This is a genomic window from Ruminiclostridium cellobioparum subsp. termitidis CT1112, from assembly GCF_000350485.1.
GTDB classification, from domain to species: Bacteria; Bacillota; Clostridia; order Acetivibrionales; family DSM-1351; genus Ruminiclostridium; species Ruminiclostridium termitidis.
In genome coordinates this window covers 73,666-87,187 of the sequence record NZ_AORV01000002.1, presented here as the reverse complement: position 1 = coordinate 87,187, position 13,522 = coordinate 73,666, and the positions used below count along the sequence as shown (strand labels likewise).

Genomic DNA, 13,522 nt, shown 5'->3' with positions numbered 1-13,522 from the left:
TGGATGAGGAGAGAACAAATTTCATTACAGTTTTGTGGCCGCTAAGCGGCTCATGGAGGTTAATATGAAGAAAATATTAAATAATGCGGATAGTTTTGTGGAGGATAGCTTGAAGGGGATTTTATTGGCATATCCTGAACTGCTTGCTGCCCATCCTGAGGATATAAAGGCAGTACACAGAGCAGGAGCACCAATACAGCAAAAGGTGGCAATTGTGACCGGCGGAGGTTACGGGCATATCCCTGTATTCCTTGGATACGTCGGGAAGGGTCTATGCGATGGAGTGGCTGTGGGAAATGTTTTCACTTCACCGGGCTGTGAGACAATTCTCAATGTTACAAGGCAGGTGAATGCAAACAAGGGTGTACTGTATCTCTTCGGAAATTATATGGGTGACTGTATGAATTTTGAAATGGCTGCTGAGATAGCCGAAATGGAAGGAATAAAAACTGAAACAGTCAAAGTGTCAGATGACATTGCATCGGCACCGAGGGATAGCTGGAAGGAACGGAGAGGTATTGCCGGAATCTTCTTCGCCTACAAGATTGCAGGTGCGTGTGCCGAAAGATTAGCTGCACTGGAGGAAGTCAAGGCAATTGCTGAAAAAGCAATTGAGAATACAGCTACTTTTGGTGTTGCGTTATCCTCTTGCTGGCTGCCCGGTTCTGAAAAGAAAATATTTGAAATAGGCGAAGAAGATATGGAAATCGGAATGGGTATACATGGAGAACCGGGAGTCAAGCGCGGACGTGTTGCCTCAAGCCGTGACATAACGGAAATTCTGTTGCCAGGTATACTGGAAGACCTGTCGATAAAAGAGGGTCAGAGGGTAGCGATACTTGTAAACGGACTTGGAGCTACCTCACAGGAGGAACTGTTCATTTTGTATAAGGATATTAATGAAGCGTTGGTAGATAGGGGTATTAAGCCTGTACGGGTATTTGTAGGAGAATATGCTACCTCGCTTGAAATGGTTGGTGCCTCAATTTCAATTCTGAAGCTTGACGATGAGCTTTTAGAATTGCTGGATGCGCCTGCATATACTCCATTTGTAAATGTTGGAGGAGTAAGGGGTGCATAAAGATGATCTATACTTTGCAGGATGTCAAAAATATAATTAATGTATCCGCAGAGGTGGCTCTTTCATTAAAAGAGTTATTAACAGAGCTTGACAGCCGCTCCGGTGACGGTGATCTGGGAATTACAATGGAAAAGAGCGCACATGCACTGATGATCGAAATATGCAAGTATGAAGGCAAAGATATAGGTGAATTTCTGATTAAAAGCGCTATGTCGGTAAATAGAGCGGCACCTTCCACCATGGGGACTTTATTAAGCTGTTCCATTATGGAACTGGGTAAGGAATTCAAGGGGAGTGAGGAAATTACTTGTGAACAGATAGTAAAAGTACCTGCGGTTATAGTGGATGCCATAATGAAGAGGGGCAAGGCCAACCGGGGGGATAAAACCATACTGGATGCACTTATTCCTTTGGCTGATGTGCTTCAGGCATCATATGCCAGAGATATGAACCTGAAGCTTGCTCTTAAGGAAGCCGCATCCGCGGCTGCAAAGGGTGCCAACAGAACCAAAGGCATGATTGCCAAGGTGGGAAGGGCTAAGTGGATAGGCGAACGTTCAAGGGATTATCCCGACGGAGGTGCTGTTTTGTGCGCCGTACTTATTGAAAATTTGTCTCAGCTGGACTGATACTATATATTGGGAGATTTAATGAATGAGTAATTATGATGAGCTTATTAAGCAATTGGTAAATGAGGAAAAGGAACTTCAATTCGCGGAATTTACAAATGAAACTGCTTTGGAAATAGGCCTGAAGCTGATTGAAAGGGCAAAAGTAGAAAATAAAAGAATTGCAATTGATATATCCCGTTTTGGACATCAGCTTTTTCATTATTCCTTTACCGGGACCACTCCGGAAAATGATCAGTGGATAATACGAAAGAACAGGGTTGTCAACAGGTTCGGCAAAAGCTCCCTGCATTTGGGTACAATACTTCGCAGAGACAACACTACTATTGAAGAAAGGCATCATATAAGTTCCTCTGAGTATGCTGCTATTGGAGGGGCTTTCCCGATAATTATCAAGAATACCGGAGTTATAGGAACAATTACAGTTTCGGGGCTGCCGAAAAACGAGGATCATGAGCTGGTCATAGCTGTTATCAAAGAGCAGCTTGGGCTATAAGCATATTAATCTAATATGATAAATAAAAAATAATATAATAAAAAGGATAATTTTATGACCAAAATTAATTTTCCGGATAATTTTTTGTGGGGATCGGCTACTGCTGCGTATCAGATTGAAGGTGCCTTTAATGAAGATGGCCGTGGAGAGTCCATATGGGACCGGTACTGCAGCATACCGGGAAATATTGCGGATGGAAGCAGCGGAGCTGTGGCCTGTAACCATTATCACCTGTATGAGCAGGATATTGAGATAATGAAGGAGTTGAAGCTGAAATCCTACCGTCTTTCCATATCCTGGCCGAGAATTTTTCCGAATGGCTATGGAGCACCAAATGAAAAGGGCATGAGTTTTTATAGGACTTTAATTGAATTATTAGTCAAGAACGGTATTAAACCGGCAGTAACCCTATACCATTGGGATTTACCCCAAAAGCTGCAGGATATGGGCGGGTGGGCAAACCGTAAGGTGGTTGATTACTTTGAGCAGTATGCCGGATACGTATTCTCACAGTTGGGAGATATTGTTCCAATTTGGATTACCTTTAATGAACCGTATTGTTCTGCATTCACAGGACATTGGATAGGAAGGCACGCTCCGGGAATAAAAGATTTTAAAACGGCATTGCTGGTGTCTCATCATCTGCTTCTGGCTCATGGAAAGGCTGTAAAGGCGTACAGGGAGTTTTCTTTTAAGGGCGAAATAGGTATTACCTTGAATATGAATTATACATATCCCAAAACAGATTCACACCAGGATAGTGAAGCTGCAGAGCTGTCACATGCACTATGGAACAGGTGGTTTGCAGATCCGGTTTTCAAAGGAGCCTATCCTCAGGAAGCAGTTGATTGCTATGTAAAAAAGGGTTTGCTGCCTGAAATTAAATCTGAAGATTTGGAAATTATCAGTACGCCTGTGGATTTCTTAGGTCTGAATAACTATTTCAGCCAGGTTGTCAGCCATGACAGCAGGGGTTGGCCCTGTGAAGTCAAGGAGGAGTTTTTTGGAAAAGATTTTACCGAAATGGGTTGGGGTGTAAATCCTGAGGGCTTGTTCGATTTATTGCTCAGACTTCATAAGGACTATAACGGAGTTAAGATTTACATTACTGAAAACGGCGCTGCATACAGGGATATGGTTAGCACAAATGGAGAGGTCGATGATGCCAACAGGGTAGAGTTTCTTACAAGATACTTAACTAACGCTCATCGTGCTATTAAAAAGGGTGTAAATCTTCAGGGATATTTTCTCTGGTCCCTGATGGATAACTTTGAATGGGCTTATGGCTACACTAAGAGATTTGGAATTGTTTATGTTGACTATGAGACCGGGAAAAGAACCATAAAGAGAAGCGGCCACTGGTATAAAAAGGTTATTGAAAATAATGGTCTTGAGATTGAATAGATGCACTGAATTCCATGAATGGGTATTAGTTTTTACTATCATTAAATAATAGAAGTGAATTAAGAGAAATGTATACAACATATGCATTTCTCTTTTTTGTAAGAAAACTGGCAGATTGCAATATTGTTGCAGTGTATTGACAGGGGGAATATATTTGATTACAATATTGACTGGACGGTCAATCAAAAAAGGTAGGTAAATAATAAAATATGCCAAAAACTAAAGAACAATTTGAGTTAATAAAGAATGAATCCAAATCAAAAATCGTGAAGGCAGGTCTGAAGCTCTTTATCGAAAAGGGTTTGTTAGCTGCCAGTGTCAGCGAAATCGCTTCGCTGGCAGGAATAAGCAAAGGATTAATGTACCACTACTATAAATCCAAAGAGGAACTGTATTATGAATTGGTCAGTAACGCCATAAACTCCTCCACCGAGTATATGCGCGCTATTTTTAATCTTGACAGGCCGCCAAAGGAAAAAATCAAACTGATTTCCCGGAAAATGATGGATAACATATATAGTGATCATGAGACAGCACAGTACTTTGTATTTATTAATCGATTTTTGATAACTGAAAAAATTTCGGAAAAAACACCGGAAATCATTGAAATTGCTTATACTCCCCTTAAGCTGACAGAAGAGATAATTTCTGAAGGTCAAAGGCTGGGACAGTTTAAATCAGGTGACGCAAAGTCTATGGCAATGTTATACTGGTCTGCTATACATGGATTATGTGCGCATAAATTAATTCAACGTGATAAATTTGAAGTTCCTGATTTGGAATTGCTGGAGAAACTGATACTTAAAGAATAGCCGTAAAATCCATATTGGAGGAATTCAAATGATTATTGATGCACATGCCCACGCAGCAGGGAACTATTCAAATGCGGAATCTATAAGGAATATGGTTCGGAAGTATGAAATAGAAAAGATCATACTTTGTACAAGCCCGAAAAATATTACGGATTTACAGGCTCCGCCAAATAATCTTCCGCTGAAAAAATCTCCGGATAGTAATTATTTACTTAACAGAATGCTTAGATTTGCTTATACGCATTTTATGAAAGCTAATGGTGACGGGAATAAATATGTTTTTGAATTAAAAAATAAAGTACCTGATAAAATAATTCAGTTCCTATGGGTGAATCCGCTCGATAAAGGGCATATGGCCAATATTGAAAGAAACATTCGTGAGTATCAGCCCAAAGGTATTAAACTTCATCAGGCATGGGATTCTTTTGAAATAGGCAAAATTGAATTCAACACATTGGCCCATATAGCCAGGTCGTATAAACTGCCGGTTTTTATTCATATATATTCGAAGAAGGAAACATGGAGATTACTTCAATACATTAGGAGCAATCCAGATACTGTATTTATAATTGGACATATGGCCGGATTGGATATATTCAAAACAGACAGAAGCCATTTGGAAAATTTGTTTTTTGACACTTCCGGTTCTGACCGGGTTCAGGGAAAAGACATTTTAAAGGCCATCAATTCATTTGGCTATGAGCATGTGATTTTTGGCACTGATACGCCTTATGCAAGTATTGACGACCAGATAAACAAGATAGATCAATTAAATTTATCCGATAATGTGAAAGAACATATTTTTAGATTAAATATTAGTAATATTCTGTCTTTATAAGCATATTACCGGCAGATACAGTCAGAAAATTTTTCTAAAGTCGAAAAATTTTCTTTTTTTTTACGATATAATAGAAAAATATGGATTAATAAAAAATATTATCGTAAGGAGACAAAAAGCGGTATGAAGAAATTAACAACTTTTATAATTGTTTTGATCGTGACATTGTTGACGACCGGTTATTCTACATCTTTTGCAGCATCTTCAGAATCGTATTTTTCAAACGACAAAGCACTTGACGGTATTTTTGCAAAGTTAGAAAAGGAGTTTCTCAAATATAAAAAAGATGAGGTAATACCGCTAAGGGATTTGGGGGAGATTATACCGGACGGAAGCAAACCAACAATAAAAAGGACTTCAAAGAAAATATCGGATAGTCAAATTAAAGCGGCGGCTCAAGCAGCGTTGAACCATATAAGAGTAGCGGTTGAAGTAAAGGAAGAGGAGCTGGGAGGTCTCTCCTCACAAGAGTATAAAATTATCGCAGACCATCTTGATCAGCAAATATTTTTTGCCAGAAATAGTGATTATGGATGGGACTATGATGGTAAGATTGTAGAATTGAATACGAGATTTTCTGAATTTAATGAATGGCTGAGATTTAAACAAATGCCAGGCAACTTCGGAAGAATGAGTAAGGAAAAGGATGAAGTAAATCCTGCTGATTTGCAGGCCGGGGATAAGATCGTCCGGTACCTGAATCAATCCATTCAGAAGGGAAACAAGGTCAGCCCCGTTATACTTGAGCAATTGCCGGGGGCAGTCGAGGAACTTTTTAATGAAAGTAATTTATCCAAAATTATGGTTGGAAGAATACTGTCGGAAATTCATGCCGATATATATACTCCCGACGATGAAGATTCTGATGCCGACCATTATGACGGTTCAAAATCTATCGATGAAATTATTGAAAGTTATGGAGCCTTGATAAGTAACCGTGAGAGTGATAGAAATAACGAGAAACTTATAGAGTACTACGAATATCCTGAGGATAAACCTTCGGTTAATAACTGGGATAGTATAACCAGGCGTTTGGTCAATGGTGAAATATCAGACACATTTAAATACGGCTTTAATAAGGCTATAACTCTTGATGAATTGGCTAATTTATATTATGGAAAAAGAGAACTGGATGAAAAAATAGTAATTGATGATGACGGCGTGCCTGCCGACAGCCCTGATTATATTAAACTGGCATATATCTATGGCATGATAGATGATACTAACAACCTGGAAAAACCCTTGACCAGGCTCGACGCTGCGAGAATTCTGGTTAAATATGCAATTTATGAAAACTGGAGTGACTCTTTGAAGGTTACCGATTGCAACCAGATACCTTTGGAGGATCAAATCAGCGTAGCCAGCTGCATTAAAGATGGATTGATAAAACCAAGAATAGCCAAATTTGAACCAAAGAGCAGCTACACAAAAGAAGAAGCTGTTTTGTCTTATTCTTCGTATGGTTTTTCTAAGCTAAGAAGCTATAATATTCCCCTCAGCCTGAGTGAACCATCAAAAATAATCGTCGGAAAAAATACAATTAACCTGTTGTTTGAAAATAAGCAGGAAATACAGGAATATTTTGAAAACCAATTTGAGGACACAGTGCTCGAAAAAATTAAATTAAACGGAAAATATACCAGGGTTGATACAGGCGGTGCCTTAATCGAATTTTTTACACCTGAAAACGGAATTAAAATTACCATAAAAAAAGGAACAACATATATTGATTTTGTTGAAGGGGGTTATGGGCCGAAATTAGGCTACACACTTGAACCTAAAGTATTAAAGGACAATGAAAAAGCGAATATGAATATGCAGGTGGATTCTGTCATGAAAAAGCTGAATACAAAGCTTGATGCAATCCTGGCAAAGATTATCAAGCCCGGAATGACTGAGGAACAAAAAGTAAAAGCCATTCATGACTATGTTGTCAACCATGTTACCTATGACATAAGATATCGGGATGAACAGAGTGCCGGAGGCGTTATCGTTGCCATTGACGAGGGAAGAGGTGTCTGCGGTGACTATTCTTTGCTGTTTAAGGACTTATGCCAGAGAATATCAATTCCATGCGTTTTTGAAATCGGAGATCCAAATATCCTTAACCATGCTTGGAATGCGGTATTTGTAAACGGCGACTGGAAGTTTGTCGATACGACCTGGGATGACAAGGATGATGGAAAAGTACGCTATACATATTTCCTTAAAGACAAATTCACCTTTATGAATGATCACATGCCCTGGATGGGTGTTCCTGATATCAGTTATTATTCGGACGCTGATCTTGATCCCATGAATCTTAAAAGTCTTGAGGAGGTCAGGGCTTATTTGCTCAAGAATTTTTACTGGGTTGATGGTTTCAAAATGACATTCAAAGTGGCTGATAAAAATATAAAGCCAACTATCGGATACTTGAAAGATGCATATGTAAATGTTTCATTGACCTATGATTCAAAAAATAATTTATATACGGTTACGGCAAAATCCAAAAAGTAATAATTCTACTTTTTAGCTTTGTTCAGGTATCAGAATACTATGTTCAAATAATATTTTAATTAAACAGGGCTTGGAATTTGTTAAGTGCATAAAACAGATTCCAAGCCCTGTTTTTGTTTAAGGTCTGAGTTTATGGGAAAGAAAACAGACATAGAGAACTTATACGGATAATATTTTTAAAATAATTAAGACTACTAATTAAAGAGAGAGGGTTAAAGTGAAAAAAATTCTTGTAATTGATGATGAATTTGCTATCAGGGATTTAATTGAGCTGGTGCTTAAAAGAGAAAATTATCATGTAAAAACAGCGGAAAACGGCAGAGCAGGACTTAGGGAGCTGGACTCCTTCCGGCCTGATCTGGTTTTGCTGGATTTAATGCTGCCCGATTATTCGGGCTATGATCTTTGCAAGGAGATTGTGAGGAAATCCGGAACCCCTGTCATCATGTTATCTGCAAAGAATGAACCCATAGACAAGGTATTGGGTCTCGAACTTGGTGCCGAGGATTACATTACAAAGCCTTTTGACAACAGGGAATTGACCGCCAGGATCAAAGTGGTGCTGAGAAGATATGAACCCAACGGCAGACAAGCCGAAAATGACGAAACGAAACAAATTATGTGCGGAGAACTGGCAATTAATCCTGAAACCAAGGTAGTGCTGAAGAACGGGTCCCGGATTTTCCTGACGGCAAAGGAATATAAAATACTTGAAACCTTACTGAGAAAGCCTAAAAAAATATTCACAAGAGATGAGCTCCTGGAAATAGTTTGGGGTTATGATTATTTAGGTGACAGCCGAAGCGTCGATATGACAATTATGCGCCTGAGAAAGAAGTTGGAGGACGACGCTGAGATGCCCAAATATATAAAGACCGTCTACGGCTTTGGCTATCAGCTTGGAGGTGACTCTGCTTGAAGTTTGCAACCAGGCTTCTTTTAAATTTTGTTTTTTTCTCGGTATTATCTTTTACTATCATTATTATTTCGGTCAATAAGGCTATAGATTACTTTAGCTTTGTGACAATTCAGAAGCAAATGATGGAAAGGGCCGATATGTGTGAGTTATCCTTTAGAGGAATCCTTGCAAGGAATGAAATATCAGCATCCCAGGAAGGAACTTCAAAAGTGGCGAAAAGTGCCCTGGAAGCTTTAAAGGCATCAGGAAAAGAAGTGCGGATTTATGACAGTAAAATGAAGCTTTTAGGTTTGGCTGTGGACGGAATAATGGTTGATGGCGGTAATCCTGTAATTTTTAAGGAAAATATCAGAAATGCCCTGGAAGGAAATTATTCATACACTGTTGCAGATAATAAGTTGATTTATTTTGCAATACCCATTCAAGATAAATATTATCAAAATGCCTATGTTTTCGAGCTTGTAGAAAACATCTCTTATTTTTACGACATTATGGATAAAATCAGATATGTACTGTTTATTGGTGCAGGAGGATTCATTTTTCTCATAACCCTCTCAAGCCTGCACATTTCCCGTAAAACTACAAAACCTGTAAAATATCTTCTTGGCGCAACCGAAAGGTTTTCCAAACAGCAATTCGAGCATGTGGAACTAAAGAGGAAGGATGAGCTGGGAATGCTTGCAGCGGGCTTGAATCAGATGGGAATTCAATTAAACAACTATATACAATATCAAAAACAGTTTGTTTCCAATGTATCTCACGAGATTAAAACACCTCTCGCCGCAATCAGAGGTTTTTCCCAGTATTTGTACGAGGGGGAAAATGAGGATGATGAGCTGAAAAAGGTATACTTTCATCTGATAAATGAATCAGAACGGCTTACAAAGCTTATTAATGAATTGTTGATGTTATCCAGATTCGATAAAGCGACTCAGGAGTTGAATCCCGAAAAGACAGATTTATCTGAATTGGCTGCCGGTGTGGCTCAGGATCTGAAATCAAGAGCTGAAAAAAAGGATATTACAATTGAAACAACTCTGGAAAAGACGGTTTTTGTAAATGTAAACAAGATATTGATGTCCCATGCCATTGCAAATATTTTGGATAATGCAATAAGGTACTCGGGTAAAATGAGTCAAATCAGGGTAAATACTTATATAAGACAAAATGAGGCAGTTATAAAAATAAGCGATCAAGGTATAGGGATTGACCGGAGTGACATTGATCTGGTGCAGGAAAGGTTTTACAGGGCTAAAAATTCTCAGTTTGCAAGCGGCACAGGCTTGGGGCTTTCAATTTGCAAAGAGATAGTTGAAAAGTTTAACGGGCATCTGGAAATAGAAAGTGAAATTGGAATTGGAACCACAGTTTCAATTGTGCTTCCACTGGCGTAATGTTACAAGAATGATACAAGTCTGTTATTACACTAATAAAATTTTTATCTATAATGACCTCATAAATTAATAAAATAAATTTTAGGAGGTATTTAACAATGAAAGCATTAAAAAAGATAGTTACAATTATTATGATTTTGGTGGTTGGTACGGCAACTCTGGCAGGCTGCGGGGAAAATCAGAACAGTTCCTCTGCAGCAACTACCGGCAAGTCTGCGACTGTTTCAACAGATACGGCCCAAAATACTCCTTCCGGTAATAGCTCCGTTTCTTCAGATTCTTCCGGAAAAGTAATAAAACAGGGTACGATACAAAAGGATGGAAATGTTATTCTGAAAGAGCTGGCCTTTGTTTATAACGGAAATACAATAGCAATTTCAGATATTGTTGATGATGAAAAACTTGAAAATGTTCTGGGAAAGGCCGAAGGAAACAAATCGCACACTTATTCACAGGATGACGGATTAAATATGGATCCGCTTATAGGTTTCACCGAAAAGCAGTACAAATTTCAGGGACTTGATATAAAAACCATCAATGCAACCGAAGATAAAAAGTTTTTTGTATTTCAAATCAAGATTACCGACTCAAAATATCCTACAGCAAGAAATATAAAGGTTGGTGACAGTGTGGAAAAGCTCAAGGAGGCTTATCCTGAAGGAAAATTCATCGGCGGCGGAGCAGCCGGAGAAGAGGATGATTTTCAGTATCTGCCCGCAAATTATGTTGACGGAATGAAATTTCACGTAAAGGACAAAAAGGTTACAAGTATCATGATGTATAAGCTTTTGGATTAATTTTATTGAAATGTTTGAAAGACAAATGCAATACATGCCTTACCGGTGGTTATAGTGCGCGATACATTTATTTGTACTCGCGCACTATAATTTTATATGTTGATTTTTCCTCATTTTAATATGTCCCATTCCAACAAATTGCAGCAAATACGTATTTACAACTTGTTTACAACTTTGTGCCTGAAATAAAACATATTTATTCTATAATATTGTTATTGCTGATAATATGTACTTTTGACGGAGGTTAGTTTGAAAGCGCACATGGCCAATTAACCTCCTTTATTCGCCTTATAGCGGATGAGGGAGTAAAGAGATTTCATTACAGTTTTGTGGTCGCTATTGCGGCTCATGGAGGTTAGCTTGAAAGACTTCACTTGCGTTTGTCTTCCAAACTAATCTGAGAATTTATGGCCGTGCGAAATATTCAAAGTATTTGCCAATACTTTGAAAGCGCACATGGCCAATTAACCTCCTTTATTCGCCTTATAGCGGATGAGGGAGTGAAGAGATTTCATTACAGTTTTGTGGCCGCTAAGCGGCTCATGGAGGTTAATATGGAAAATATATTGATTATAGAAGACGATCAGGCCATTTCAGATTTGATACGCCTAAACCTGAACTTTGCCGGATATGGAAGCAGACAGGCCTTTTGCGGGATTGATGCCATATCGGTTCTGGAAAAATTTTCTCCGGATTTAATAATATTGGATGTTATGCTGCCCGACATGGACGGCTTTGATTTACTGGAGAAAATACGGAGCAAAGGAGTACCGGTTATTTTTCTCACTGCCAGGAATAGTCTTAACGACAAGGTCAGGGGTTTGAAAATGGGGGCGGAAGATTATATTGTAAAGCCTTTTGAAGCTATGGAACTTTTAGCCCGTATTGAAGTTGTGCTCCGCCGCTTTGACAATAAAAATACAATAACTTTTGAAGATCTGGAAATAAATCCGGAGGAGCGGACTGTAAAAAAGGCCGGAAAAATCATTGACCTGGCAATGAAAGAGTATGAACTGTTGCTGCTCCTGATTCGGAACAGAAATAAAGCCCTGACCAGGGAAAAAATACTGGAATTGGTTTGGGGGTATGAGTATATGGGGGAAACCCGCACAGTGGATATCCATATTCAGAGGATCCGAAAAAAGCTGGAATGGGAGGAACAGATAAAAACAGTATATAAATTCGGATACAGGCTGGAGGGGAGTTTATGAAACTTTGGCAGAAGGTTTTTTTATGTGCCTTCCTTTTGTTTGAAGCCGTTTTTGTAGCTGCATCAATTTACCTGATCGAACATAACTTTAACCGCAATTTGCAAAAGGAAGTAGAAAGGGGCTTGACAGAACAGTTTATCATATATTCCGGACTTCAAAACAACTGGACATACATAGATAATTTAAATCAAAAATTAGGATTGACCAGGGACAATACCCGTCTGTTTCTGCAAACAGCTTCACAGGAATACGCGGGTTATTTTGATAAAAACCTGGTATCTATTGAAATTTTGGATGAAAATAACAATATAGTGTTTAACAGCTTTAATCGGAAATTTTACGGCAAACGCGAGGAACTCAGGATTCCTCTTTCAATAGACCGAAAGTATATAATCCGTGATATAGACAATAAAAGCTACCTGTTTGTGACAAATGGACTCAAGCTGAAGGAGCATGCTTTCAAGCTGAGCTATATCAGGGACATCTCTGATGTTTACACCGAGAAATCTGCCCAGTACAGCCTCTTTGTAAAAATGAACATTGTTATTACTTTAATATTGGCAATAGGCTTATACGTTATGATCTGGTATTTGACACGGTCCATCAGAAGGCTGACACGCTCGGCACAAACAATTGCAGAAGGAGATTATACACAGAGGGCAGATGTACTGTCGGAGGATGAGGTAGGCATACTTGCAAGGAATTTCAATCAAATGGTAGATGCCGTTGAAGATAAAGTTGAAGAGCTGGGAAGGATAGCCAGTAATAAACAGAACTTTATCGAATACCTCACTCATGAGCTGAAAACGCCTCTTACTTCCATAATTGGTTATGCAGACCTGCTGCGCACATCCAGATATGATGAAGAGATTTTCTTCAATTCTTTAAATTACATATATTCTGAAGGTAAACGGCTGGAAGCTTTGGCATTCAAGCTAATGGACCTGCTTTTCATAGAAAATGAAAAACCTGCTCTAAAAAAAGGCAATGTTCAACAGTTGTGTTCTGAAATAGAAGAGGCACTGAAGCCAAGACTTATGCAATTGAATATTGAGCTGGCAATGGATATAGAACCGCATATACTGCTGCTGGAGAAAGATTTGTTTAAAATGATGTGCACAAATCTCCTGGACAATGCAATGAAAGCCTCAAAGGAAGGGAACCGCATATATTTAAAGGGATACCATACAGGGGAAGATGTTTATATTCTCGAAGTAGAGGATGAGGGGATCGGAATATCTCAGAAGGATATCCCAAGAATTTTTGAACCATTTTTTATGGTGAATAAAGTGAAGTCAAGATCTCAGCATGGCGCCGGGCTTGGACTTGCCATATGTGCCCAAATTGTAAAACTCCATATGGGAAGGATTGAAATCGCAAGCAAACTGAATCAGGGTACAAAGGTAAGGATAATCTTTCCGGCAGTTTGCAACTAATTTACA

The 13,522-nt window shown here is 38.8% G+C and carries 12 protein-coding genes; all 12 read left to right on the top strand.

Features of this window, described 5'->3' with window-relative positions; all coding sequences use genetic code 11:
• Positions 1–64 precede the first annotated feature (64 nt).
• The 12 genes from CTER_RS00435 (at position 65) to CTER_RS00380 (ending at position 13,516) form a co-directional block, all read left to right on the top strand.
• Positions 65–1,081, top strand: coding sequence for a dihydroxyacetone kinase subunit DhaK (locus tag CTER_RS00435; RefSeq protein ID WP_004622751.1), 1,017 nt, complete (start codon positions 65–67; stop codon positions 1,079–1,081).
• 2 nt (positions 1,082–1,083) lie between these two features.
• Positions 1,084–1,710, top strand: a complete 627-nt coding sequence (locus CTER_RS00430) for a dihydroxyacetone kinase subunit L (protein WP_004622787.1) — start codon at positions 1,084–1,086, stop codon at positions 1,708–1,710.
• Between the two features lie 25 nt (positions 1,711–1,735).
• Positions 1,736–2,206 carry a heme-degrading domain-containing protein gene (locus CTER_RS00425; protein ID WP_004622756.1) on the top strand — a complete coding sequence of 157 codons (471 nt, stop codon included), beginning with the start codon at positions 1,736–1,738 and terminating at the stop codon, positions 2,204–2,206.
• Positions 2,207–2,260: 54 nt separating this feature from the next.
• Complete coding sequence (locus CTER_RS00420; protein ID WP_004622772.1) at positions 2,261–3,610, top strand: GH1 family beta-glucosidase; 1,350 nt, start codon at positions 2,261–2,263, stop codon at positions 3,608–3,610.
• A gap of 209 nt (positions 3,611–3,819) precedes the next feature.
• Positions 3,820–4,422, top strand: coding sequence for a TetR/AcrR family transcriptional regulator (locus tag CTER_RS00415; RefSeq protein ID WP_004622822.1), 603 nt, complete (start codon positions 3,820–3,822; stop codon positions 4,420–4,422).
• Between the two features lie 28 nt (positions 4,423–4,450).
• On the top strand, positions 4,451–5,260 hold the full coding sequence (locus tag CTER_RS00410) for an amidohydrolase family protein (protein WP_004622745.1): 810 nt from the start codon (positions 4,451–4,453) through the stop codon (positions 5,258–5,260).
• A gap of 123 nt (positions 5,261–5,383) precedes the next feature.
• On the top strand, positions 5,384–7,759 hold the full coding sequence (locus CTER_RS26695; protein ID WP_004622796.1) for a transglutaminase domain-containing protein: 2,376 nt from the start codon (positions 5,384–5,386) through the stop codon (positions 7,757–7,759).
• Between the two features lie 217 nt (positions 7,760–7,976).
• Positions 7,977–8,678, top strand: coding sequence for a response regulator transcription factor (locus tag CTER_RS00400; protein ID WP_004622790.1), 702 nt, complete (start codon positions 7,977–7,979; stop codon positions 8,676–8,678).
• The gene (locus CTER_RS00395) at positions 8,675–10,072 is read left to right on the top strand and encodes a sensor histidine kinase (RefSeq protein WP_004622765.1); all 1,398 of its coding nucleotides are present in this window, start codon (positions 8,675–8,677) and stop codon (positions 10,070–10,072) included. Before CTER_RS00400 ends, CTER_RS00395 begins: the two co-directional genes overlap by 4 nt.
• A 98-nt stretch (positions 10,073–10,170) precedes the next feature.
• Positions 10,171–10,869: a hypothetical protein gene (locus tag CTER_RS00390; protein ID WP_004622740.1), complete on the top strand. Its 699-nt coding sequence runs from the start codon at positions 10,171–10,173 to the stop codon at positions 10,867–10,869.
• Positions 10,870–11,423: 554 nt separating this feature from the next.
• The gene (locus CTER_RS00385) at positions 11,424–12,080 is read left to right on the top strand and encodes a response regulator transcription factor (protein ID WP_004622812.1); all 657 of its coding nucleotides are present in this window, start codon (positions 11,424–11,426) and stop codon (positions 12,078–12,080) included.
• Positions 12,077–13,516, top strand: coding sequence for a sensor histidine kinase (locus tag CTER_RS00380; RefSeq protein ID WP_004622754.1), 1,440 nt, complete (start codon positions 12,077–12,079; stop codon positions 13,514–13,516). Before CTER_RS00385 ends, CTER_RS00380 begins: the two co-directional genes overlap by 4 nt.
• Positions 13,517–13,522 lie beyond the last annotated feature (6 nt).

Excerpts from the sequence above, each read along its gene's own strand:
- CTER_RS00435 (WP_004622751.1), top strand. The coding sequence starts at position 65 with ATGAAGAAAATATTAAATAATGCGGATAGTTTTGTGGAGGATAGCTTG.
- CTER_RS00430 (WP_004622787.1), top strand. The coding sequence starts at position 1,084 with ATGATCTATACTTTGCAGGATGTCAAAAATATAATTAATGTATCCGCA.
- CTER_RS00425 (WP_004622756.1), top strand. The coding sequence starts at position 1,736 with ATGAGTAATTATGATGAGCTTATTAAGCAATTGGTAAATGAGGAAAAG.
- CTER_RS00420 (WP_004622772.1), top strand. The coding sequence starts at position 2,261 with ATGACCAAAATTAATTTTCCGGATAATTTTTTGTGGGGATCGGCTACT.
- CTER_RS00415 (WP_004622822.1), top strand. The coding sequence starts at position 3,820 with ATGCCAAAAACTAAAGAACAATTTGAGTTAATAAAGAATGAATCCAAA.
- CTER_RS00410 (WP_004622745.1), top strand. The coding sequence starts at position 4,451 with ATGATTATTGATGCACATGCCCACGCAGCAGGGAACTATTCAAATGCG.
- CTER_RS26695 (WP_004622796.1), top strand. The coding sequence starts at position 5,384 with ATGAAGAAATTAACAACTTTTATAATTGTTTTGATCGTGACATTGTTG.
- CTER_RS00390 (WP_004622740.1), top strand. The coding sequence starts at position 10,171 with ATGAAAGCATTAAAAAAGATAGTTACAATTATTATGATTTTGGTGGTT.
- CTER_RS00385 (WP_004622812.1), top strand. The coding sequence starts at position 11,424 with ATGGAAAATATATTGATTATAGAAGACGATCAGGCCATTTCAGATTTG.
- CTER_RS00380 (WP_004622754.1), top strand. The coding sequence starts at position 12,077 with ATGAAACTTTGGCAGAAGGTTTTTTTATGTGCCTTCCTTTTGTTTGAA.